We start from the raw sequence: 23,897 nt of genomic DNA, 5'->3' as shown, positions 1-23,897 counted from the left end.
ATCAAACAGCGCTATAGACGTATATACCGCTTCATCCTATCCCATTATGCAGGAGGATTTATCCATTATGGCCAAAGAAATCGAACGCAAATATCTTCTTTCCCATCTACCGGACGATCTGGTCATCACCCGTACACAAGAAATTGACCAAACGTATCTCGCTTCAACCGATCATGAATCATTACGTGTACGCCGCTTGCTGAGCAATGGAGCAGAAAGCTTCACGATGACCCACAAAGCCGGACGCGGTATTGCACGCGATGAGACCGAGTTTCAGATCGGGCGCGAGCTGTATGAGCAACTGACCGAGCGTTTGCACGTCATTCCGCTCCGCAAGACTCGTCATAAAGTACAAATGGACGGACATAGCTATGATCTGGATATTTATCATAATACAGTACAACAAGGGTTAATCACGATCGAGATCGAGTTTGAGAGCGAAGATGAATATTATGCGTATCAAGCTCCGGCATGGTTTGGTGAAGATGTGACTGAACAAGGACAATATGTGAACAGTCAACTATGGCACGATATCCAGCAACAGGCACAGCGCGGGTAATGATATTTATGCTTTGCCGGTAATTGGATCGTATACCGGTTCTGTTGCTACGGTAAAACGATGCGCCAAAATCATACGCGTGCTTGACAGCAGCGCGTTACATTTTGGCGTATCGTTTGTGTATTGAAACATAGATGCTGATCCGGCAGCTTATCTAGGCTAATGTGTACGGTAGCTTGCATGATGGAAAAAGAGTGCAATCATTATGCACACATAGGTGTATGATGGTGTTAAGCAAACTCAACTTTATTTTACCTAGTAGCAACGTGACAGCAATTGTATCAAATAAACGCAAATGCATGCTTCATACAATCGCATCCCTGCGATCAATGTTCAAACAACTTTCCACCACTTATCCAATATTAAATTGCTGTAAACTACGAATCTCCTCCATCACCGATTCAGGATGCGTAAACGGGCATTCTCCGGTAAAATACCAATCCCCGAGTATGAACAACAGCTCATACACTTCATTATAATATTCATCCGGATACGGATTGGCATGCCGGAACGCCTCATGAGATGACCAATTACGGATAAAATGGATTACCAGCCACATATCGCCAGCGACTTTGCGATTAAGCAGCTTTGAACCAACGGTAGAATGAATGTACGAATACATCCGTGTTAATAAAGCTGTTGCATGATCAGGCTCCCAATACAGATCAACACGCAGCTTAAGTAAAAAAGAACCTTCTTCCCCTTCCAGTTCAAGCCGCAACGATTCAGAAGGGTCGGGTGCGAGTAATGGTTCGGCATCGTGATCGTGAGCAGCCGAATCATCTGGTAGTTCAAATGGTGGTTGTGTAGACATCAAATACCCTCCTCATCGATAAAATAATAATAACCCTTATGCAGTTGATGATCGTCTTCTGAGCGTCGATGCCACATATAACGAATAAGCCGATCTATGCATGCCTACCGCGAGCAATACGCCTACCGTATAACGAAGCAGATCAACGACCAAAAATCCATGTCCAAGCACAAATCCACCGATCAGCGTATCCCGAATCTGGCGAATCCACTCGCTCTGGTAAAGCTGGCTGAACTCTATCCCGTAACAAAACAGCAATGTCGTCGCAACTGCCCCATCATACCGCCGATCCACCAACAGCCGTACGCTCCAATATACCATCATTGCCCATAACATATCTTCGGCATGAATAGCGAGTAGTGGCGGTAATAGCTCTGCATATCGACGTGCAGCCAGTCCGCTCACAATCGTTACGACGATAGCGATTTCATAGCTTATGAGGGTCGACTGGCATATACGACTACGACTTAGGATCATACTGACACGATGGCTAGAATAGACAGTATGGCTTACTGGATAAGTGATTTCGGATGTAATATTAGAATTTCGGCTAAGCATAGGGATACGGTTTTGTTCACGGGTCGGTGCTGGCAATTCATGATGCAAATGGTTACGCTGTTCGCGGTTCATCAGCGACCTGTTCTCCTTCACAACAAAGTGAGTGCGATCACCTTAAATTCAAGCTGTCGCTTGTTTGTTTTGGCTAATAAAGGTCACAAGCATAAGCAGGAACGGATAAGCCGTATACTTGGCATTTGTATTTTTCCATGTCCGTATGCGCAAGTATGGTCGTTGGATGATGACGAAACTGCCATGTACAATACAGGCGTAAACTTTGTAAACTATGTATATCATACCTCTGTCTGTTCATCGTCTCTAGTGCTATTATGCCTTATATAAAGGCGCATACATATGCAACGAAACGGATTAGACTATGTGTTGTTACCTGATACATCAACTTAATCGGTTGAAGTGGATGCACGATTCGATGATTTTGCGTATTAATTGATGCTATGATTTTACTGCTTTTCCATTATAACAGTTTAAGCGCTAGGATACGAATGATGAACTTGTTTAGCAATGTGGTAGTAAGGGAGAGTATTTTTTTCTATTTTGAATTTTTCATGTATTGAAATTTTGATTTTGAATGAAGTTTTAGCAGAAAAATACTTGCGTTCAGAGGTTGAGGATGTGATTTGGAAGGCTACGCTTGTTATTTGATGTCATATGTGATGCAATGTGTAGTCGTTGATAAATATCCGCTTTATGCTTGTATAAAACGCGAACCCTAAGCTCACATCAAATCCCTGGGACGTTCGCACTCCTTGCTGGGCAAGGGATTTCAGCTTTTTTGTTGTATTTTGCTCTCTTTTCGGCTACGCTAAAAATGAGGTTCGCGCTTTTTGATGTGAAAAGCGTTGGTAGACAAGGGGTGAAAGTGCCCGCAGTCGCTCTCCGTGCGGGAGCGTGGATTGAAATCAGCAACTCATCTCGAATCAAACGAATCTCATCGAGTCGCTCTCCGTGCGGGAGCGTGGATTGAAATGAGCTGACGATGCCTCATCGATTAGCTCGAATAGGGGGTCGCTCTCCGTGCGGGAGCGTGGATTGAAATTTGAACTCCTTGAAGACACTCATTACCTCCTTTCCGTCGCTCTCCGTGCGGGAGCGTGGATTGAAATCGCCCGCGAACAAACCGGAATTCATTCGCTTCATCGAGTCGCTCTCCGTGTGGGAGCGTGAATCGAACCTATCTGAACAAAGCACAGCTTGTAACAAATCTGTCTATGAGCCGCACTTTACTTCGAAAAACAAACAAATAAGGGCAACGAACCGCTGTAACCTACTAAAACCTACACTTTTTCCCTTTGTAGATTTTCATACATGATCGCAGTTCGTGCCCTTACTTTCTGAATTCAACACAGTATATAGCCTATACACTTCATTATGAATCCAAATTCAACTCAGTAACTGATCTGTATACTAACGTTTACTCACACCGCACAGCAAACTAGCATAGCCTATCATCCATCCAACCTAACATATTCACATCCCGACACAACTACCATCATTTACTTCCATTCCACCGCACTATCCTTCGTCCCATCCTCTGTACCTTTCAACTTTTTGCCAAATTCGCGGAACTTCTGTTCCACTTGCTCCAACGTCATCCCTCTCGTCTCTGGCAAAAATTTCAACACAAAACCAAGTGCAACTACACCAAGCACAACAAATACATAAAACGTCGTTGACAACCCCATACTTCCCGTCATAATCGGAAATAGTAATCCGACCGAAAAGTTCACCATCCAGCTGCAAAATACGCTAATGCCCATCCCAAAACCGCGCAGCCGTAGCGGGAAAATCTCAGACAGCATCAGCCATGTTACCGGCGAAACCGACCCTTGCTGGAATGCCAAAAAAGTTACGGTTAGCGCCAAAATCACATAGGGCAACGCTGCCGATCCGTTCAGCACATTGGAAAATATCGCAATGAGCAATAATGCACTCGTCGTGCCTGCTAGCCCAGTCAGCAGCATCGGACGGCGACCGACACGACCGACTAGCCACATGCCCAAAAAGGTCGCTGCCACCGAAATAACGCCATTGGCAATATTACCGATCAGCGCTGCATTCGTCCCAAACCCGGATTGCCGCAAAATTTCCGTACCATAATACATAATCGAGTTTACACCGGTGATCTGTTGTACGACACTAATCCCGATCCCAATCAACACGATACGACGAATCCACGGTGTTGCCATATCACGAAAACTTGCCTGTTCTGTTTCTTCCTCTGTTTCCGTGTTTTCTTTAATTTCCTCCAATTCGCGCGTAGCCTGCTTATTGCTGCGCATACGACGTAGCACACGCAAAGCACGTTTGTTTTCCTGATTAGCTACGAGCCAACGCGGACTTTCCGGTACACGGAACATACCGATAAATAAGAACACGGCTGGGATCGCTGCCATTATGAGCATATAACGCCAAATATGACCGTTATGACCAAGCGTTGTGCCCAAAATCGCATTACATACAAACGCTAGCAACTGACCGCTCACGATCATCAGCTCATTGCGTGTTACGATACCACCACGTTGCTGTGCTGGCGCAATTTCCGCGAGATACGAAGGTACGGTAACGGAAGCACCACCGACTGCCAAACCGAGAATAAAGCGACATGTTACCATAAAAGGCACATTTGGCGCGAGCGCCGAACCGATGGTCGCACAAAAGAATAAAATGGACAGATAGCGAATACTTTGCCGTCTGCCGATCGCATCCGATAAACGCCCACCTGCTACCGCACCAAATGCTGCACCAAGCAGCAATGAACTGGTGACCATACCTTCGGTTAGCGAGTTTAGATTTAATTGATCTGCTGCTGACATAAATGGCAGCGCACCGTTAATCACTCCTGTATCATAGCCGAACAACAAACCACCCAACGTCGAAATCAGAATCACTTTACGTAAAAAAGCTCGTCGACTTGCCTCATCATTTTGAACTGTACTCATTGCTTTCACTCCTATCATTATGCCAAGCGTTCTTACTTGATTAGAATAAACTATACAAACTTAATTACAGCGATACGGATGGAACTACTGCAATATGTAGTCAAGTTTATGATCCTGCACGATCTTAGGCTCATCGATCAATGTGTATCGATTTACACCTGTTTCCATTTTCATATACCCCACTTATTTACCATTTAATCGTCAACAGCACTATAATCGTTGTCAGCCGAAGCGAATTACAATTAATGCGATACCGTAAGCAAAAAAGCCGGCTGTCATGCGTCATGCATGCAGACGGCTTCGTTATACCGTAAAAGATACCGCAAAAGCGTATCGAAAATACAAAGTAATTCAAATAGAAACATCGTTTTTCCACGTATCCGTTCAAAACCTAGCGAATAACCGATTACGTTGACCATAGCTTGGATTTTCGCCGTTAATCCCCTGCGCGAACGCCTAATCTGTTGTTGATACTGTCCTCTTGTGCACCTACTCCATGTTGATGAACGCGAACGGTTATCGAATCGATCATGACTTGATGCCCATCGGGTTAGATGGCTAAATATTGAAGAATCTCCACTGCTGCAAACGTGGTAGGTGTACGCAATATTTGGTTGGATGGCCACATGTGGAAAAATCCGCTCGTAAAAGTCGGCTTTTTGCAGCCGCCAGAAAAAGCTATAGGCAGACAATCAACAACTATAATGATTCGCTATATCTCGCCACCCGTAAATTCCTGTGCGAAACGAAAGCCCGTCCCTATTTTGTACCGCAATGGGGGCTGCGCAAGTACTCCCAATTGCGCCTGGTAAGCAGACCAAGTTAAATTTCAATTTTGATTGTGTACAGAAATCCTGATCGATGCGATTTTAAAACAGACTCAACACTCCAATTCATCTCGGTCAAGCTACGAGTAGGCAGTCTCAACCGAACATTACAGTCGAAAGCGCCCCATTACGATCGTATTATAATAATTACCATCAGCCAGCAAACGATCACGCTTCAGCACGCCTTCAATTTCAAAACCTACTTTTTTATACATATCAATCGCTTTAATATTCGTTTCGATGACTTGTAGGGTCATTTTCTGAATGCCGGTTTCGTCTGCCCAGGCGACAGAATGATCTAGCAACTGGCGACCAATCCCATGCCCCCAATAATCTTTAATAATACCGACGCTAAATTCAACTTTATGCGCCATCCGACTGAGCGGGCTGCCTTCACAACGCGAATAGCCGACAATACGATCATTCGCCTCTGCCACTAGAAACAGATTCGTATCTTTGTCCGTATCCGCCTTAATTAAAGCTTCAAAACCTGCTGGCTCCAAATAGGCTTCACCACGGCGCCGATCCAGATTTTCCGTTTCTCCATCAATTTGCAGGCGTACTTCTGCCAGGCTATGAGCATCTTCCGGTTTGGCGCAACGGATCGTATATTCCAATCCTTTAATATTGTAACTTTTGTCTTCAATTAGCATCTATGTAGCCTCCTCGCTCGTTCGTAGTCGTATTCAATACTAAGTTTGCATGTAAAACCGTTCATGCTCTGTTTATTATACCCGATACTTGCTTATTTAATAGTATCGCTTTTAATTGCTTCTGGAAACAACAGGTAAAAGTTTACAAAACGCTGCGCCATAGGATGAGTTGCATTGTAGATATATTTTAAACGAGTACTTATATTTAAATCTTTTTGCAATGATATTTCGATTTCGTTATACTGGAAGCCGCACCTAAAAGATAGTAATCCGGCAATATGTACATGATCTGTATGCTAGAGGAATTTTTTTAAAACTAGTAGCTTGTATCAAATACATTTACGGTTTATCGATCTAACCATTGCTTGATGATGAATCGGTTAAGGTACGTTCAAACACAATTTCCATTTGAGACAGACTACTAGTAGGCTGTCTCCATTAAAAATTAGGTTCGAACGTACCTGAATACGTGCATGATCAAGCGATGATGACAAAGGCATACCCTGAATGCATTTAAGACAAGCTACTAAGTATGAAACCTACTCCTATCTGTGTATGTATTCCCATTATTAGATATACTCGCAGCCATTTGTTCATCGTTTTACTTCAGAATAAGCGCTGCATGCCAATCAAAATAAGGAGCTGTTTAAACATTTATGAAACAAACAACAAGTGTATTTTATGTATCAGCCGCCGCATTATTGCTGCTGGTTATAGTCGGTGTAGTTGCACCGCAAGCATTTGAGGATGCGACTGCTCGCACAGAAGCGTTTATTACCAATTCATTTGGATGGTATTATTTGATCATTGTGACCGCGTTTGTCGCGATCTGTCTGTATTTGATGATTAGTCCAGCCGGCAAAATCAAGCTGGGCAAACCGGATGATCAACCGGAATTTTCGCGCCCGACATGGGTAGCGATGCTGTTTAGTGCCGGTGTTGGGATCGGTCTTGTATTTTACGGAACCGCTGAGCCGATCAGCCATTTTGCCTTGCAATCGCCTACTGGTGAAACGGGCACGAATGCGGCGGTTCGTGATGCGATGCAGTATACGTTTTTCCACTGGGGTATTCACGCGTGGGCTGTGTATGGACTGGTCGGATTGTCGCTCGCTTATTTTATGTTTAGACGCGGCAATGCGGGCTTAATTAGCGCGACGCTCAAACCGATTTTGGGCAAATACGCCAGCGGCAAATTCGGTAAAGCGATCGATATTGTCGCTGTACTCGCTACCGTAATCGGTGTATCCACATCGCTCGGCTTTGGAGCAGTGCAAATTAATGGCGGATTATCGTTTCTGTATGGGATGCCGTCCAGCTTTATTAGTCAATTTGTAATCATTATTATCGTCACCGTTATGTTTCTCGCTTCGGCGCTTAGCGGGCTTGACAAAGGGATTCGTATTCTTAGCAATGTGAATATGGTGTTGGCAGGTGTGCTGTTATTGCTCGTATTTATTTTTGGCCCTACATTATTTACACTCAATCTGTTTACCGATACGATCGGCAAATATTTGCAAAATTTTATTAATATGAGCTTTCGCCTTGCGCCACTCAATTCGGAAAATCGGGAATGGATCAATAAATGGACGATCTTCTACTGGGCATGGTGGATCGCTTGGTCGCCATTTGTCGGCATTTTTATAGCCCGTGTGTCCAAAGGACGTACGATTCGTGAATTTGTCGCTTATGTACTGCTTGCGCCTTCGATCATTAGCTTTATCTGGTTCTCGGTATTTGGCGGTTCGGCAATCGCATTGGAACGCAGTGGCACCAAATTAATCTCTGCGCTTACGACCGAGCAATCGCTATTTGGCGTATTGTCTACATTCCCGTTTGCTTCTGCGATTTCATTGCTGGCGATCGGATTGATCGGTATTTTCTTTATTACTTCCGCCGATTCGGGTACGTTTGTACTCGGGATGATGACGACAAACGGTTCGCAAAATCCGAGTAATTTGCTAAAAATGATCTGGGGGCTGCTATTAACTGCAATCGCACTTGTACTGTTATACTCTGGCGGCCTGCAAGCTTTGCAAAATACGATGATCATCGCTGCGCTACCATTTTCGTTTGTCATCGTTATGATGGCGGTCAGTCTGCTAAAAGTGCTCAATCAGGAAGCGAATCAATTGGCAAAGCAGCGGCGAGCGAACCAGCAGCCGCCTGTGAAAAAGGGGTAATTATCGTTGTTTTTGGCAAATCGAGTTTATTTGCGAATTACTGGTGAGCACTTTTAAACGAATTCAATTCGTTTGGATTAGGAGAACTCACTCTTATTTATGACAGATAAACATGAAATATAATAAGAGAGATAGTGTGTGAAGCAAAAGCTCGCCTTTAATACAAAAAACGTACTTTGTTTGTTATATTGCTCTATATTTTCTTAAACGGTCAGCCTATTAGGGTTTGTACGCAAACTCATAGATTGCGAGCAGTAGGGAACAGAGGGAAGGAATAAGGGGTAAGGACGGACTTTACTGTTTGCGGTTTCCAAACACGAGGTGCGATGAAAAGAGGTTTTTGCGCAGCAAAATACTATACAGATTGGAGCACGTGAATCTACATTTGCGCCTACTCCGTAGCTTCCTGTGTGCGACGGGAGTCTGTCCCTTTATTCCTTACCGCAGTAATGTTAGCCACAGCACGCCAGATTTGCGTACACATCCTAACTGAATATCCATCAAAAAGAGCCTCTCCTAATCCGGAGAAGCTCTTTTGGTTATGCTGCTGTATAGATCAATTTTATCGCATTGATACAGACGATTAACCTTCGATCAACAGTGTTTCTGGGTCTTCCAGCAATTCTTTTACTTTCACCAGGAAGCTTACCGCTTCGCTGCCATCGATAATACGGTGGTCGTAGGACAGTGCGATATACATCATCGGACGGTTTTCCATACGCACATCGTCGATCGCTACCGGGCGAACCTGGATTTTGTGCATACCGAGAATACCAACTTGTGGTGCGTTCAAGATTGGTGTGGACAGCAGGGAGCCAAATACACCACCATTGGTAATAGTAAATGTACCGCCTTGCAACTCAGACAGGGACAAGCTGTTATTGCGCGCTTTCGCTGCCAGGCTGGAAATCTCTTTCTCAATACCGGCAAAACCGAGGCGATCCGCATCACGCACAACCGGTACAACGAGACCTTCCTTCGCAGATACAGCGATACCGATATCATAGTATTTTTTGATGATTACATCATCACCATCGATTTCAGCGTTCACCATCGGATATGCTTTCAGCGCGCCGACAACTGCTTTTGTAAAGAAGGACATAAAGCCGAGGCCTACATCATGCTTCTCTTTGAATTTGTCTTTACGGCGTTTACGTACATCCAGAATCGCAGTCATATCGACTTCGTTAAACGTAGTCAACATCGCTGCATTATGCTGTGCTTCCACAAGACGATTCGCAATCGTACGACGACGACGGGACATCGGTACACGATCTGCTGGTTTGGCAGGGTTGCTGTCAGCGACTGGTGGTTTTGGTGGAGCCGGTTTGCTTGGTGGTGCAAGCGGAGGGGTTGGCTTGTCGTCATGCTTGCGCACATCGTCATGCTTCACACGACCGATTGGATCATTGCCTTGTACCGCAGTCAGATCGATCCCACGCTCACGAGCGAGTTTGCGTGCTGCTGGTGTAGCGATCGTGTCACCGGTTTCCGGTTTGCTGACCGCAACTGCTGTCGCCAGATCGGTTTTCGGTTCGCGTGCTTGCTCATTCGCAGGAGCTGCTGGTGCTTCCTCTTTGATAGGTGGAGCCGGAGGTGCTTTAGGCGCACCATTACCTGCGCCAATCACACCAACGGATTCGCCAACTTGTACGGTTTCGCCTTCTTGACGGGTGATCGATTCGATTACGCCATCTTCTTCAGCGCTAATTTCCAAGTTAACTTTGTCGGTTTCCAGCTCTAGCAGGACATCGCCTTGGCTAACGGTATCTCCTTCTTTAACTACCCATTTTGATACGGTTCCTTCAGTAATAGATTCGCCCATTTCCGGTACTTTGATTTCGCTCACAGCTGCTTACCTCCCCAGGGATATGTTTTTCAACGAATTTGGTTTGAGTGCTGATGTCAGGATACGCTGTTGTTCGATAGCGTGAACGTGCTGATAACCACTTGCCGGGCTGGAACGTTCCGGACGGCCGATATAACTCACTTCGATGCCGCTGGAAATCGCACGCAGTCTTGGCTCAGTGTATGTCCAGTAGCCCATATTTTGCGGTTCTTCCTGCAGCCAAATTATCTGCTGCAAGTTTTTGAAGCCGGACAGCACCTTGCTGATTTCTTCTTTTGGGAACGGATAAAGCTGTTCTACACGGATAATGTGCAGCCAGGAGAAATCCGTATCTTTTTCTTTCTCAATAGCTTCTTCCAGATCGATTGCCACTTTACCGGTGCAAAGGATGACACGCTCTACCGCATCTTTATTGCCGCCCAAACCGGATTGCTCCAAAATCGGACGGAAGCTACCTTCACTCAGTTCGGAAGCCGGTACAGTAACACGCGGGTTACGAATCAAACTTTTCGGCGCCATGACGACAAGTGGACGCGCTTCTTCTGTTTCCGTGCTCAGCGCCTGACGACGCAGCAGGTGGAAATATTGAGAAGCAGAAGTCAAGTTGGCAATCGTGAAGTTGTCTTCACCAGCCAGTTGCAGGAAACGCTCCGGACGTGCACTGGAGTGCTCCGGCCCCATTCCTTCATAGCCGTGCGGCAGCAACATCACGAGACTTGATTTCTGTGTCCATTTGCTGCGACCAGCAGAGATAAACTGGTCGATCAGCACTTGTCCAGCATTAACGAAGTCGCCGTACTGTGCTTCCCAAATTACAAGCGTTTCCGGTGCATACACATTGTAACCATATTCAAAACCGATAACTGCCGCTTCGGAAAGAGGGCTGTTATGGATCGCAAACGATGCTTTAGCTTCCGGCAAACGGTGCAGCGGGCAAAATGCCTCGCCTGTTTTGGCATCATGCAGCACGAGGTTACGATGGGCGAACGTTGCACGTTCAGCATCTTGACCGGTAATACGGATCGGCTTGCCTTCTGCCAAAATGCTGGCAAACGCAAGTGTCTCAGCATGACCCCAATCGACGCGACCTTCCGGCTCGAGTGCATTGCGACGACGCTCCAAAATACGTTGTAGCTTCGGATACACATTGAAGTTTTCCGGCCATGCCAGCAGCCCTTCATTGATTTTGTTCAGCAGGCTTGCCGATACTGCCGTTTCATTGGACGCGCGTGCGGCTCCTTCACCAGCAGGATTTACTGGGCCAAACGCCGATTGCGTTTCATCCCGCTTTACCTCGTCATACGTTGTTTTCATTTGATCTTGTACTTCATTTTTGTATTGCTCATATTGATCAGCTGGAGCAATATTGCGCTCTGCCAGACGGTTGCCGTATAGGGAAGCAACACGCAGATGATTTTTCACTTTGCCGTACATAAGCGGCTGGGTCGTTTCCGGATCATCCGCTTCGTTATGACCGTAACGACGGTAGCCGATCAGATCGATCAAAAAGTCTTTTTTGAACAGATTACGGTATTGCATCGCCATTTCGGCTGCACGCACACATGCTTCCGGATCGTCCGCATTCACGTGGATGACTGGAATTTCGTAGCCTTTTGCCAAGTCACTCGCATAATGGGTAGAACGGGAATCTTTGCTGTCCGTCGTAAAGCCGAGACGGTTGTTCACGATAATATGAATCGTACCGCCGTTTTGGAAGCCCGGCAGCTGATTGAAGTTCAATGTTTCCGCTACGATACCTTCGCCGGCAAAAGCAGCATCACCGTGCATAATGATCGCGGCTGCTTTGTCTTTGTCCTGACGTGGATATCCTTTGTCGCTACGGTCGTCTTGCGCGGCGCGTGTAAAGCCCTCGACTACCGGATTGACGTACTCCAGGTGACTCGGGTTGTTCGCCAACGTCAGGCGCGTTTCATAGCTTTGCCCTTCATCGGTCAGTGAATAACGTGCACCAAGATGGTATTTTACGTCACCCGTCCAGCCGAAATTAATGCCCATCGAGCCTTCAGACGGCATCATATCTTTGTTTGGCGCATGATGGAATTCGGAGAAAATTTTGGCGTATGGCTTGTTCAGCACATGTGCAAGCACGTTTAGACGACCGCGGTGCGCCATGCCCATCAGCACGTGGCGAGCTCCGCCGCGCGCAGCAATACGCACGATCGTGTCCAACATCGGAACGAGCGCGTCATTTCCTTCAATGGAGAAACGTTTTTGTCCGACAAATGTTTTGTGCAAAAATTCTTCAAATTGCTCTACTTCCACCAGACGGTGCAACAGATCAAGACGTTCCTCGTCTGTCAGCGTCTGTGAAGCCGAATTCGTTTCAACCTGGCGGTTTAGCCAGTTGCGCTCCTGCTCGTCATGAACATGCGCAAATTCGTAAGCGAGCGATCCGGTATACTTTTTGCGTAAAATCTGGATCGCTTCCCAGCCATCACGCGCTTCATCCGGCGCATTTTCCCAGATCAAAGATGCCGGAAGCTGCGACAAATCGCGTTGACTGAGTCCATACTGTTCAGGGTCAAGCAAACGCACATCAGATGGCGCGCTCAAACCAAGCGGGTCGATATCTGCTGCAAGATGTCCGTATGTACGGATATTCCATACCAGTCGTTCTGCTGCAACCGCTTTCTTCAACAGATTGGTGTCTACTTTGCCCGGAGTTCCAGTCCCGCTCTCACTTGTTGTGCCGGAAACAGAAGCAGCCGGAGCTACAGGTTCCCCATAACGTGCAAACAGTTCACGGTAACCCTCGTCCACCGAGTTCGGGTCTTGTTTGTACTTTTCATACTGCTCCTGCACGTACCCCAAATTAGGCCCGTAATAGGATTGCCATAACGATAGTCTGTTCGATTCGTCGATAGTCATCGAGGATTCCCTCCGTCTTGAATTTTTTGTGAATATTTTTGTGACGGAATTGCAACACTTTCAATTATACCTCTATCTGTTTAATCACAAAATAGCCTAAAATGAGACTATAAAAGAGGAAACACGATGTTGCTTTAAGAAAACGTTTTCTTTGGCTTGCATACACAATAATTTAAGTTTTTTAGCCCGATTATCGCGAAATTTGAACGTTGCACTCAAAAAGCGACGTCATATTCAACTTTCGCCATTCACTTGTCCGTAACATTGAGCACATGTTGAAGTAATACCGAGCTGGTCATGCCCCCTTACTTTGTCTGTGATCCGCTTTACATTTTCCATTCTACACCAGCCAGTTGTGAATTTCCAATTTTAATTTTTGGCTATTTTGTCCAAATCTCACCCGTCTGATCTGTATGTTTACATTTACAGAGGTGACGGTATCGAAAACGTTATTTTTAATATGGCAAAAAGGTGTCCGGCAGCATGATCGGCGGACACCTTTTTATAATAATAATCGAACGTGTTTGTTAGCAGTCGTGCGCTTAGGACACACCGAGCGGCTGCAGCCGCTTCGTCAACAACATATCGACATGCGCAATGCCATCGTCCAAATACGAGTCCGAGATCGCTTCAAAGCCGTATGAGCCGTAAAATGGACATAAATACGCCTGCGCTTGAATTTTGATCTCGATTTCGCCCAATTCGTGCTGAATAAAGTCGATCGCACGTGCAAACAGCTCGCCTGCATAGCCTTTGCCACGGTATGCAGGCGGTACGATGACTCTGCCGATCGAAGCTTGTGTATAGGCGATGCCGGGCGGCACGAGGCGCGCATAGGCGGTAATCTGCTCACCGTCCAACCGATATAGATGGTAGCAATGGAGGTCTTTGCCGTCCACTTCTGGATACGGGCAATTTTGCTCAACGACGAAAATGTTAGTGCGTTCTTGCAAAATGCGGTAAAGTTCGGTAGTCGTCAATTCGTTAAAATGTTTAATGTGCCAGGTCATGGATCGGTGTGCTCCTTTGTGATGTAATCAAATAATTTTATAGTTTATACATAACAATTCTTATTTACAAATTGAAATTAAAGGAATAATATGGATTTGTAATCCATATTTTGAAATCATATTAAGAAAAGAGGCTGATGTACAATTATTTTTCCCAAAAAACTTCTTCTAACATCCGTTTTTGTAAGCTCGTTATTATCTTACATACCTACATCTTATGCTGCTACTGAACAAGATATAGCTGGCTCATTGACACAAATACAGGAGAATGATTTGAATAATGCTAGAGCAAAAACAGAAATACTCAAAAATACGTTAGATCATCAAACAACCCCGACTCCTTATTATGATCCCAAAGCTCAATCTACTTCTATTGCACCTCAGGCGACAACAAACAAAGCTTTCTCAACAAGACCAGGACAATTCTTAGTGACTACAGATACTGCAAGCAGCGCTTCAAGTGCTTGGGCAGGTGGGCATGCAGCTATTGTATATAGCGGATATTATACGATAGAATCGTTCGGAAATCGTGGTAACGAAAATGGTGTTCGTTTATGGAGCAATGATTGGAATACACGTTATTCTCATTTTCAACTTAGAAGCGTATCGGGCACTACAGCTCAACAAGATACAAATGCAGCATATGCAGCATACAGCTTTTTAAACAAGCCTTATAATTATAATTTCTTTAATATAAACCAGACAAACTCATTTTACTGTTCTCAACTTGTTTGGTATGTGTTCAACAATAAATATAATATTAATTTGAATGATGGAGGCGCAGTGTGGCCTGTAGACCTTACACAAAGTCCCAATGCTTATTTAGTGTATTCGCAATAAAAAATTTCAACCAAGGAGAGAATTGCTATTTTCTCTCCTTGGTTCGCTTTTTATCCAAATACGTATAGTTTAGAGAGGTATTATGCTTAAAATCAGCTTCGGATTTCTATTGTTGTGCTTTTTTTTGACTTCCTGTTCCCCCAGCTCTCAGCCCATACAAAAAATGAATACTGATTTTATTGTGTTTAAAACATCTTATTCTCAAAACAGAAGCTCAATCGATATGTATAGCTCCAATTGGAAATATGAGCACAGTATTTCTATTCATTCTGGTGGATTAGGTGAAGGTAAACAATATGGAAATAGCATTTATATTCCAATAACTGGTATCCCTTCTCATATTGGAAATCAGATTTTAAAATTCGATACGGAAAAGAGTAAGATTTCATATATTGATACATTGGACTACCCTGTCGATCTTGTAAAAGACACCGATTTTTTGTATATCATTCATAATAGCAATATGGATTATGGTATCGTAACTAAAATCGATATCGCTCATAATAAAATAGTAGCACAAAAAAAAGTCTCAGGTGTGCTTAGAAAAATAGATTTTTTTGATAATAATCTTTATATATTCTCGGATCATGTAAAAGAGAAGAAACAAAGCATTGAGAAGTTAGATTTGTATTTAAATATAGAAGCTGAGCTAGCCAACTTAGAAACAGGATTTGCTGTTGATACTCATTATTACAATAATAAATATTTTATTGTCAATAATGCCAAACGTGATTTTCAACAACCTGCTAATAGCTTAAGTTATTTAAACTTGGAAAATAAAAAACTAGAACAGATACCACTTTCTTTTCTCGCTCCTTTCCAAGCTTTTAGTTATAAAAATAAACTAATACTCACACAATATAATATTCCACAAAACACAGGTTTTATTGTCAATGTAATCAACGAGCAACTTCAGCAAAAAAAATATACATTGAAAAATGTATTATTTCGCAGCACTGTCCAAAATCATTATTTCTACTCTACAGATCAAAAAAATATGTATATGTATGACATTGATAAAAATTTCTTACTATTGGCTACCTATCCACTAGCTGGGGATCGTGATCTGAGTGTATCTGATTTTTTTATTCTCCAATCACGTTAATGTTCTGTATGAGGAGGAATGAATATGGAATTTGCGTTATTATTGCTTTATTTTCCGCTTTTATTTGTAGGGATTGGTGTGATAGCGGGTATGATACAACATAAATATAAGCATCGCTTTGTATTCGATCTCGTTGCTTATATCATTATCGCGTTTCTCGTATTAACGATTTCGTTTCAATATGCGGTTGGCGTATATGTATATATAATTCCGTATATTATAATTAGTAGCATTATATCGCTGTTAGTCACCTATGTGCTAACAAAAGGAAAGTCTGTTTTCTACTATCGTAAGTAGCTAGCTGTCGGCACGACGTATAGCAACTTGTTTGCAGCACCAATAGAGTTCGTATTGGAATCGTTTATGTACGAATATCTACCACTCAAACGTACATGTGTAGCCAAACTATAGATTCATGCAATACAAATCAATAGCTCCTTTATATGCGCCAGTATGATGCGCATATAAAGGAGCTATACTGGCTGCACAAAAGTAGTTTTGCTAGACAAACGAATGACTCATTTATGAGCTTGTCGCCAGCAAATAGATCATACATACACCATCTGTACTTGTCTGATCACCGTATCATTTCCCCTGCCAAATAATCGTCACTTCATTCCATCCTTGCTTCTCGCCTGAACCTGGTTGACCGGTTGCTGTGACTGAAAAGCTAGAGCCGGAATCGATCACGGTAAAACCGCTGGGTTTGATGTCTTCAAATTGTTTGGTTACACCTTTGGCAATAAAATATTGTTTGTATGTGTTGCCAAGCTGTTCCAAACCTTGTTTGGTTGTATAGCTGAATGTAACTGATTTGACGCCTTGATCTGCGCGCTCGATCACATCGAACAATTTAGCATCTGATGGGATCGGGAAATCGGCAGGCAGATGTTGTGGACGTTGCACATTGGATGTGCTGCTTGTGCCCGCAGCAGCACCGCTGCCTGTCGATGAGGAACCAGCACTCGTTCCAGTTGCGCCAATTTTCACTTTGCTTGTGGCAGCATCGTAAGACACCGGCGTATGTAATGCTTCACCGATCGCGCGAACCGGTAAATAAGTAGTGCCATTGTAAGTAATCGGCGCCAGCGTTTTGCCATTCGCATCTGTCGGTGTGTAAGCTTGCCCGTTCACTTCGATGCCGAGTCCATAGTTGAGCACGGCTTTGATTTGCTGAATATTGGCACCTGCATAGACACCGGTTGCTCCGGCAATGCTTAGACTGGCGATAGCTACAGCGATAGTCAGTTTCTTTTTCATCATGTATAGCCTCCAATTATAATCGATTCTAGCCGCCTGCTGTTCGTAGATGTCATTATGTATAAAGCTAGTACACAGTATTAACCTGACATGTTATGATTTTAATCAATTGGTTATTAGCGGTAATCATTCTGCCAAGTTTTCCAACATAAAAAGCAACCTTGCTATAATAAACTTTCCCTTGCAAAATGTCTTTTTTCAAAGCGCTTTTTACAAAGGGTACCGTTTATATAAGCAAGGTTGCTTGTTTTATTATGAGTACAGCGAGTATATATTAGCAATCGTACCGAGTGTATAGTAGCATTCCTACAATGAAGCGTTTAACCCATTATAACCTTCACATCATGCTCTTTGCCGTCTTGGAAATCAGGCAGTAGATTGCCTTCAATCGCTTTACCATCGACGGTAATCGACTTCACGCCGCGTGATACGCCAGCGCTATTGTCCACATCGATCACATACGTCGCGCCCCGGAACGGACGACGGTAACGGAATTCTTGCCATGCGGCAGGGATGCTTGGATCGATTAGCAAACCTTCATGTTCAGCGCGTACGCCGAGAATCCAGTTTGTTGCCATCCGTTGCAGCCATTGTGAAGAACCGGTATACCATGTCCAGCCACCACGACCGTAGTTTGGCGAAAGGGGACCATCCGAATTGCCTGGCGTGACGTATGGTTCTGCCACATAACCGTTCGGATCGCCGGCACGGTTGGGCGGGCAAATTTTGCTGTACGCTTCGTACGCTTTGTCTGGCTGTCCTGCCAATGTGTACGCCCAGACTGCCCATGTAGCAGCATGCGTGTATACACCGCCATTTTCACGTAACCCTGGTGCATAACGGGTAATATAGCCGATATCGCGGCGGACTTTTGTATACGCTGGATACAGCAGCAGTGAGCCGTAATCACGCAGCAGATGCTTGCTTACGCTTGCCATCGCCTGTTGACCGCGCTCCTCGTCAGCTACGCCGGAAATGACCGCCCAAATTTGCGGATTGAGGAAAATTTGCCCTTCTTCATTTTCGTTTGAGCCGACTTTAAGACCATCATCGGTCGTCGCTTGCAAATACCATTCGCCATCCCAGCCATGTTCGTTAAGCGCTTTTTTGAGGCTGATCTGTACGTCCAGCATTTTGTTGGCAAACGCGTGATCGCCGCGGCGCTCTGCCACCGGCGCAAAACTGCCGAGAATCATATACAGAAATTCACCGACCCAGAAGCTTTCGCCTTTCCAGTCATATCCGATCGCACTCAGTCCATCGTTCCAGTCATGTTCACCCATCAACGGCACACCGCGCGGGCTAAAGCGTTGAAATGACTTCTCAATCGCACGCTTGCAGTGCTCATATACGGTCGCTTCACCGCCATCCAGAAACGGCGTGATTTCGTCCAAAATGGCATCATCCTGCGTTTCTTTCAGATAGGAGTCCATAATGAACGGCAGCCAGAGCAAATCGTCTGAACAGCGTGTACGTGGGCCGCCGCCACGAATCGTAAACCACCAGTGCAGCACATCGCCTTCCTGAAATTGCTGGGATGCGTGCATTAAAATTTGTTTGCGCATTAGCTCCGGTTTGCTCGTCAGGAAAATTTGCGAATCTTGCAGTTGGTCGCGGTAACCGTAACCTGCACTCACTTGATAATAAGCCGTTTTGCCCCAGAGACGACAGGAAATCGATTGATATTTAAGCCATACATTGGTCATAATGTTCATCGCCGGGTCTGGTGTCTCAATCTGTTCGGTATCGATCAGCTCGCTCCAAAATTCATGTACACGTGCCAGTGTACGATCCGCCGCTTCTACACTTGTATATTCGCGGATCAATGCTGCCGCATCTTCCTGCTCATGCTCAGCCGCACCGATCGTAAAGACGACCGTGTGCGAAGCGCCTGGCTCCAATTTGAACGCTACCCGCAGCGATCCGGCAGCATCGCCAAAACGACCGGTATGCCCTGCCAGCTCCTGCTGCTGCATCGACTGTGGACGGGATTCCTCGCCATACATGCCAACAAATGATTCTTTGTCCGCATCATACGAAGATGGCTGCTCACTTGCTGCATGGAATGCGGTATACGGCCAACTTACATTGTTGCTGCGACCTTTTTCATCTGGAAAGCTCCATAAGTATTTGTCGAGCAAAATCGCGTTTAAATCCGCTTGATATTCAGAGTTCATAAAAATTTTATGAAACTCCCGATGCTCATCCGGCGCAAAACCAGGTGCCCATTCAAAATAAGTCGTTGCATCCAATTCGCGCGTCTGTCCGCTGTTATTCGTCACTTTAAGTTTAATGAGTTCCAAAGGTGCATCCGGAGCGACGAATACGGTCATCTCGCTGCGAATGCCGTTCACTTGCTGGCTAAACACGCTATAGCCGATACCGTGGCGCACTTCATAATGTTCAAACTCCGCCATTACCGGCTTCCAAGCTGCCGACCAGTATTGACCAGAGCTACGATCGCGCAAGTAGACAAATTTGCCCCATGAATCTTTGATCACGTCCTGAAACAGCCGTGTAATTCGGTTTTGCCCGGCATTGCCGCGCCATGAAGCACCGCCCCCTGCCTGTGAAACCATAAACGAATAATCGCCATTGCTAATCATATTGCTCCACGGACGCGGGGTACGCGGATTCGTAATGACGTATTCGCGTCCATCTGCGGTAAAATACCCATATTCATTTTGGAAAAGACGATCTTGCTGTGTGTTCTGTTTGTTTTGTACAGTAGACATGCAGAATCCCTCCATATTGTATCTTTGTCTCTGGATGTGGTATGTACGCAACTTTTGGCGCAAGCGCACTATCCACTGCGCGGAGAAACAAAGGGATGGACTTCCATCTCGCCCAGGAATCTACGGATGAGCAATAAATTGTAGATTACTAGACTCAAAAGAGGTATAGTATTTTGCTGCGCAAAAACCTTTTTTATTGCACCTTGTGTTTGAAGTTCACCAACACTAGAAGTCATCCTATCCCTTATTTCCTTCCCGCAGTGAAATCCTAATTGCAGCTACTCAGTTGGCGTACAAGCTATAGTTTTTTATCATTAATTAAAATGTGTCAACAGACGGAACAGATCACTATCATAAGTGCCCTCCCCATCCAACTACGTATTACTTCATCCCTGAAATCGTATACCCTTCAATAATATGACGCTGGGCGAAAATAAAGATAATCAGAATCGGAATAACCATAAATGATGCACCTGCCATCTGAATAGCGAAATCGCCACCATACTGCCCTTTTAACAGCTGCAAGCCGACCGAGAGCGTGTACAAACTTTCATCATTCGCTACGATCAACGGCCATAAGAAACTGTTCCAGCCACCGATAAAGGTCAAAATACCTTGTACGGCAAAAATCGGCTTGGCGATCGGAATGATCAATTGGAAAAATGTGCGAACTTCGCCCGCTCCATCCAATCTGGATGCTTCGATCAGATCGTTCGGAATCGTCGTCATAAATTGACGGAACAAGAAAATCCCGAACGCATTAACCATACCTGGCAGTACAATCCCTGCCATCGTATTCGTCAAACCCATCTCATTCAAAATGAGATAGACCGGAATCATCGTCACTTGGGACGGAATCATCATCGTACCGAGCACGAGATAGTAAAGCACATTACGACCTGGAAAGTTAAATTTGGCAAACGCATACCCTGCTGCCGCATTCAACAACAAACCGATAAATGAGAAAAACACGATAATGAGCGTGTTCAACAAATATCCTCCAAAGTTCATTTCCGTAAACAAACGCTCAAAATTATGCAGCGTCGGCTGTTGTGGCCAAAATGAAGGAGTTAAGGAAGTGACCTCACTTTCCGGCTTAAAGGAGGACAGAATCATCCAAACAAACGGTATACACATCGCGATCGCACCGATCAATAGCACGACAATGACGATGCCTCGGTAAACAGGTTTCACGCGAACATCCATCACGGAACCTCCTTTCACAGTCTGCTCCGGCTTCAGCTTGTCAGAGCTGTTCGGATATCAATATTCGACATCACTGTCTTTTTTGCGTGCTTTAAATTGAATGATCGTTACGACAATAATGATGGCGAACAAAACGATCGAGCCTGCTGCTGCATAGCCGAAATCACTGCGTTGGAAACCGGTCTGGTAAATGAACAGCGCCATTGAAGTCGTACCATTAAGCGGATCGCCTTTCGTCATAACGAGCGGTTCCTCGAAAAATTGAATCCAGCCGATCAATGTCGTAATCGAGACGAAGAACGTAGCAAATCCGAGCAGTGGCACCGTAATGCGCATCAGTTGTTGCCAACGACTGGCGCCGTCAATTTGTGCTGCTTCATAATACGTACGCGGAATGCCTTGCAATGCCGCCAGGAAAATAATCATATTCAGACCGATCGCTTTCCAGACCGCCATAATGATCAATGAAAACTTGGCGATCGTTGGGTCTTGCAACCAGCGTACCGGCGAAATACCAACAGCTTCCAGCATATGGTTAATCAAACCGTACTGGGAGTTGTACAGATAGCCCCAAATGACCGCAATCGCGACGATATTCGTAATTGACGGCATATAATAAATAACGCGAAACGTTTTGAAAATCCAGCTCGTACCCTGATTGATCAAAATCGCAATCGCCATCGATACGACCACTACGAGCGGAACACCGACTACGACATAAATGAGCGTATTAAACATCGATTTGCGGAATACCGCATCAGCGAATAGCTGCACAAAATTATCGACACCGTTAAATTTAATATTGGACCAGTCTGCCAGCCCTGCCAGATTCATATTCGTAAAGCTAATAAACACAGCTACGAGAATCGGTATAAATGAAAATACGAACAGTATAATCAGCGTTGGCGCGATAAACAGATACGGATATCTGTGTTTGACCAACGACTGCCAGGCTTTTTGCATAGTCTGTTCCCTCCTTGACGGAAGTATGATCTTCCGGTGAAGCGCTCTGCTGCTTGCATGCGCACAAATTCGACTAAGCGCAAGCAATAGACGCTGCACATCTACGTATGAACAAGCTGACCAGCCAGGCACCGGAAGATGCCCGGCGGTTAGCTCGCTGCATGAATTATTTTGCCAGCAATGCATCAGCCTGTTTATTTAAGTCTTCCATCTGTGTCTGTACATCCGCACCGCCGACGGTAATTTGTTGCAGGGCTGCTTTGATCAATTGACCGATCGCTTCCCATTGCGGTACAAATGGAGACGGACGGGACGTTTGCATTTGCTCGCGGAACGTTTGAATTTGTTCACCGTTCAATGCTTGATCATCCCAAGCTTTCAGTGTGGACGGAAGGTCTTTGGACAGTTTATAGTATTCGATCTGGTTAGCGGGATCGCTCATAAATGAGATAAATTTAACCGCATCATCTTTGTTGACAGCGCTGCTGAATACGCTCCAGTTGGAGCCGCCCAGTACGGATGCGCTTTTGCCGCCTGCTTCTTTGACAGGAATAGTGGCAGTTGCCCATTTGCCATCAATTTGCGGTACGGTTTCATGAATTTGGTTGATCGACCACGGCCCGCTAAAAAACATCGGGATAATGCCTTGACCGAATGCCGGCAGCAATTGCATATCGCTCTGCGTTGGCGCCGACCCATCTTTATAGAAGCTGGTCAAATACTGAACGGCTTCCACATAAGGTGGCTGGTTGAATTGGGCTTTGTTGTCTTTGATCACATCGCTACCGTTTTCCCAAGCAAATGGCAATGTGAATGCCGCATCTTGATTGTCTAGCAAAATGCCATAGTTGCCATTACCGCGTGCAGCCAGCTTTTTGGCAGCATCTTGCAGTTCAGCCCATGTTTTGGGTGCATGATCGTAGCCGACTTGTTTGAGCAGATCGGTACGGTAGTACAGTACACGGGTTTCCATATACCACGGAATTGCGATCAGTTTGTCATCGTATTTCATCGTTTCGCGTGCACCTTCAAAAAAGTTGTCTGGCTTCAAATTCGGATATTTATCGGTGTAAGAAGACAGATCAAGCAATGCGCCGGCATTGGCGAATTCTGGAATCCAAGTCATGCCCATCTGGATCACATCCGGGCCGCTTTTGGAAGCGACAGCGGTCAACAGCTTATCATGCGCGCTGTCCCACGGAATTTGCTGTACTTGTACATCGATATCAGGATTCGCTTTTTCAAACGCTTCCACCATATTAGGCAACGAACCGCCTTCACCGCCCATTCCCCATACTTTTAAAATCCGTTTTCCATCTGCTGTCGTTGTTTCACCTTTACTACCACATCCAGCAAGTATCAGCGAAAATACAAGCATACATGCGATTGCAGTTTTCCATAATTTAGCCATACTAGGGCCACCTCTTTATTAGGATTTGGATGAAGATGCCTAATTTCCCCTTTGACGCTTGACACTGTAAAACAT

General features: G+C 45.0%; 18 protein-coding genes and 1 CRISPR repeat array. Of the genes, 5 read left to right on the top strand and 13 right to left on the bottom strand.

Features of this window, described 5'->3' with window-relative positions; all coding sequences use genetic code 11:
• Positions 1-67 precede the first annotated feature (67 nt).
• Positions 68-559 carry a CYTH domain-containing protein gene (locus U1I11_RS04390; RefSeq protein ID WP_322904118.1) on the top strand — a complete coding sequence of 164 codons (492 nt, stop codon included), beginning with the start codon at positions 68-70 and terminating at the stop codon, positions 557-559.
• 6 nt (positions 560-565) lie between these two features.
• Here the strand turns inward: U1I11_RS04390 and U1I11_RS04385 are convergent, their stop codons facing one another.
• The 5 genes from U1I11_RS04385 to U1I11_RS04365 all read right to left on the bottom strand — a co-directional run bounded on the left by U1I11_RS04385 (position 566) and on the right by U1I11_RS04365 (position 6,371).
• Positions 566-691 (bottom strand): hypothetical protein, encoded by a 126-nt coding sequence (locus tag U1I11_RS04385; RefSeq protein WP_322904116.1) that lies wholly within the window; start codon positions 689-691, stop codon positions 566-568.
• Between the two features lie 220 nt (positions 692-911).
• Entirely contained in the window at positions 912-1,373 is a 462-nt protein-coding gene (locus tag U1I11_RS04380; RefSeq protein WP_322904115.1) for a hypothetical protein, read from the bottom strand.
• 36 nt (positions 1,374-1,409) lie between these two features.
• A complete protein-coding gene (locus U1I11_RS04375; protein ID WP_322904114.1) occupies positions 1,410-2,003 on the bottom strand; it encodes a ribosomal maturation YjgA family protein in 594 nt (197 codons plus the stop codon).
• Between the two features lie 817 nt (positions 2,004-2,820).
• Positions 2,821-3,124: direct repeats of the CRISPR family, unit length 32 nt; unit sequence GTCGCTCTCCGTGCGGGAGCGTGGATTGAAAT.
• A 321-nt stretch (positions 3,125-3,445) separates the two neighbouring features.
• Positions 3,446-4,891: a sugar porter family MFS transporter gene (locus U1I11_RS04370; protein ID WP_322904113.1), complete on the bottom strand. Its 1,446-nt coding sequence runs from the start codon at positions 4,889-4,891 to the stop codon at positions 3,446-3,448.
• Positions 4,892-5,825: 934 nt separating this feature from the next.
• The gene (locus U1I11_RS04365) at positions 5,826-6,371 is read right to left on the bottom strand and encodes a GNAT family N-acetyltransferase (RefSeq protein WP_322904112.1); all 546 of its coding nucleotides are present in this window, start codon (positions 6,369-6,371) and stop codon (positions 5,826-5,828) included.
• A 656-nt stretch (positions 6,372-7,027) separates the two neighbouring features.
• Between U1I11_RS04365 and U1I11_RS04360 the strand changes: the two genes are divergently transcribed.
• On the top strand, positions 7,028-8,554 hold the full coding sequence (locus tag U1I11_RS04360) for a glycine betaine uptake BCCT transporter (protein WP_322904111.1): 1,527 nt from the start codon (positions 7,028-7,030) through the stop codon (positions 8,552-8,554).
• A 583-nt stretch (positions 8,555-9,137) separates the two neighbouring features.
• Here the strand turns inward: U1I11_RS04360 and odhB are convergent.
• The 3 genes from odhB to U1I11_RS04345 all read right to left on the bottom strand — a co-directional run bounded on the left by odhB (position 9,138) and on the right by U1I11_RS04345 (position 14,302).
• Entirely contained in the window at positions 9,138-10,403 is a 1,266-nt protein-coding gene (odhB, locus tag U1I11_RS04355; protein WP_322904110.1) for a 2-oxoglutarate dehydrogenase complex dihydrolipoyllysine-residue succinyltransferase, read from the bottom strand.
• A gap of 6 nt (positions 10,404-10,409) precedes the next feature.
• Positions 10,410-13,292, bottom strand: coding sequence for a 2-oxoglutarate dehydrogenase E1 component (locus tag U1I11_RS04350; RefSeq protein WP_322904109.1), 2,883 nt, complete (start codon positions 13,290-13,292; stop codon positions 10,410-10,412).
• Between the two features lie 542 nt (positions 13,293-13,834).
• Entirely contained in the window at positions 13,835-14,302 is a 468-nt protein-coding gene (locus tag U1I11_RS04345) for a GNAT family N-acetyltransferase (protein ID WP_322904108.1), read from the bottom strand.
• Positions 14,303-14,575: 273 nt separating this feature from the next.
• On the opposite strand from U1I11_RS04345, the gene U1I11_RS04340 reads away from it, so the two are divergent.
• The 3 genes from U1I11_RS04340 (at position 14,576) to U1I11_RS04330 (ending at position 16,544) form a co-directional block, all read left to right on the top strand.
• Positions 14,576-15,142 carry a YiiX/YebB-like N1pC/P60 family cysteine hydrolase gene (locus tag U1I11_RS04340; RefSeq protein WP_322904107.1) on the top strand — a complete coding sequence of 189 codons (567 nt, stop codon included), beginning with the start codon at positions 14,576-14,578 and terminating at the stop codon, positions 15,140-15,142.
• Positions 15,143-15,365: 223 nt separating this feature from the next.
• Positions 15,366-16,247: a hypothetical protein gene (locus tag U1I11_RS04335; RefSeq protein ID WP_322904104.1), complete on the top strand. Its 882-nt coding sequence runs from the start codon at positions 15,366-15,368 to the stop codon at positions 16,245-16,247.
• Positions 16,248-16,271: 24 nt separating this feature from the next.
• Positions 16,272-16,544, top strand: coding sequence for a hypothetical protein (locus tag U1I11_RS04330; RefSeq protein WP_322904102.1), 273 nt, complete (start codon positions 16,272-16,274; stop codon positions 16,542-16,544).
• A 288-nt stretch (positions 16,545-16,832) separates the two neighbouring features.
• Here U1I11_RS04330 and U1I11_RS04325 read toward each other — a convergent pair whose 3' ends face one another.
• The 5 genes from U1I11_RS04325 to U1I11_RS04305 all read right to left on the bottom strand — a co-directional run bounded on the left by U1I11_RS04325 (position 16,833) and on the right by U1I11_RS04305 (position 23,822).
• On the bottom strand, positions 16,833-17,510 hold the full coding sequence (locus U1I11_RS04325; protein ID WP_322904101.1) for a stalk domain-containing protein: 678 nt from the start codon (positions 17,508-17,510) through the stop codon (positions 16,833-16,835).
• A gap of 317 nt (positions 17,511-17,827) precedes the next feature.
• Entirely contained in the window at positions 17,828-20,242 is a 2,415-nt protein-coding gene (locus tag U1I11_RS04320; RefSeq protein WP_322904100.1) for a glycoside hydrolase family 94 protein, read from the bottom strand.
• Positions 20,243-20,623: 381 nt separating this feature from the next.
• Complete coding sequence (locus tag U1I11_RS04315; RefSeq protein WP_322904098.1) at positions 20,624-21,448, bottom strand: carbohydrate ABC transporter permease; 825 nt, start codon at positions 21,446-21,448, stop codon at positions 20,624-20,626.
• A 57-nt stretch (positions 21,449-21,505) separates the two neighbouring features.
• Positions 21,506-22,411: a carbohydrate ABC transporter permease gene (locus U1I11_RS04310; protein WP_322904096.1), complete on the bottom strand. Its 906-nt coding sequence runs from the start codon at positions 22,409-22,411 to the stop codon at positions 21,506-21,508.
• Positions 22,412-22,577: 166 nt separating this feature from the next.
• Positions 22,578-23,822, bottom strand: coding sequence for a sugar ABC transporter substrate-binding protein (locus U1I11_RS04305; protein WP_322904095.1), 1,245 nt, complete (start codon positions 23,820-23,822; stop codon positions 22,578-22,580).
• Positions 23,823-23,897 lie beyond the last annotated feature (75 nt).

The organism is Paenibacillus campi (assembly GCF_034659835.1).
GTDB lineage: Bacteria > Bacillota > Bacilli > Paenibacillales > Paenibacillaceae > Saccharibacillus > Saccharibacillus campi.
The sequence above is the reverse complement of the archived record's forward strand: the minus strand, read 5'-3'. Positions and strand labels throughout refer to the sequence as shown.

Excerpts from the sequence above, each read along its gene's own strand:
- U1I11_RS04350 (WP_322904109.1), bottom strand. The coding sequence starts at position 13,292 with ATGACTATCGACGAATCGAACAGACTATCGTTATGGCAATCCTATTAC.
- U1I11_RS04305 (WP_322904095.1), bottom strand. The coding sequence starts at position 23,822 with ATGGCTAAATTATGGAAAACTGCAATCGCATGTATGCTTGTATTTTCG.
- U1I11_RS04325 (WP_322904101.1), bottom strand. The coding sequence starts at position 17,510 with ATGATGAAAAAGAAACTGACTATCGCTGTAGCTATCGCCAGTCTAAGC.
- U1I11_RS04315 (WP_322904098.1), bottom strand. The coding sequence starts at position 21,448 with ATGGATGTTCGCGTGAAACCTGTTTACCGAGGCATCGTCATTGTCGTG.
- U1I11_RS04375 (WP_322904114.1), bottom strand. The coding sequence starts at position 2,003 with ATGAACCGCGAACAGCGTAACCATTTGCATCATGAATTGCCAGCACCG.
- U1I11_RS04360 (WP_322904111.1), top strand. The coding sequence starts at position 7,028 with ATGAAACAAACAACAAGTGTATTTTATGTATCAGCCGCCGCATTATTG.
- U1I11_RS04345 (WP_322904108.1), bottom strand. The coding sequence starts at position 14,302 with ATGACCTGGCACATTAAACATTTTAACGAATTGACGACTACCGAACTT.
- U1I11_RS04320 (WP_322904100.1), bottom strand. The coding sequence starts at position 20,242 with ATGTCTACTGTACAAAACAAACAGAACACACAGCAAGATCGTCTTTTC.
- U1I11_RS04380 (WP_322904115.1), bottom strand. The coding sequence starts at position 1,373 with ATGTCTACACAACCACCATTTGAACTACCAGATGATTCGGCTGCTCAC.
- U1I11_RS04365 (WP_322904112.1), bottom strand. The coding sequence starts at position 6,371 with ATGCTAATTGAAGACAAAAGTTACAATATTAAAGGATTGGAATATACG.
- U1I11_RS04335 (WP_322904104.1), top strand. The coding sequence starts at position 15,366 with ATGTATAGCTCCAATTGGAAATATGAGCACAGTATTTCTATTCATTCT.
- U1I11_RS04385 (WP_322904116.1), bottom strand. The coding sequence starts at position 691 with ATGTTTCAATACACAAACGATACGCCAAAATGTAACGCGCTGCTGTCA.
- U1I11_RS04390 (WP_322904118.1), top strand. The coding sequence starts at position 68 with ATGGCCAAAGAAATCGAACGCAAATATCTTCTTTCCCATCTACCGGAC.
- U1I11_RS04370 (WP_322904113.1), bottom strand. The coding sequence starts at position 4,891 with ATGAGTACAGTTCAAAATGATGAGGCAAGTCGACGAGCTTTTTTACGT.
- U1I11_RS04330 (WP_322904102.1), top strand. The coding sequence starts at position 16,272 with ATGGAATTTGCGTTATTATTGCTTTATTTTCCGCTTTTATTTGTAGGG.
- U1I11_RS04310 (WP_322904096.1), bottom strand. The coding sequence starts at position 22,411 with ATGCAAAAAGCCTGGCAGTCGTTGGTCAAACACAGATATCCGTATCTG.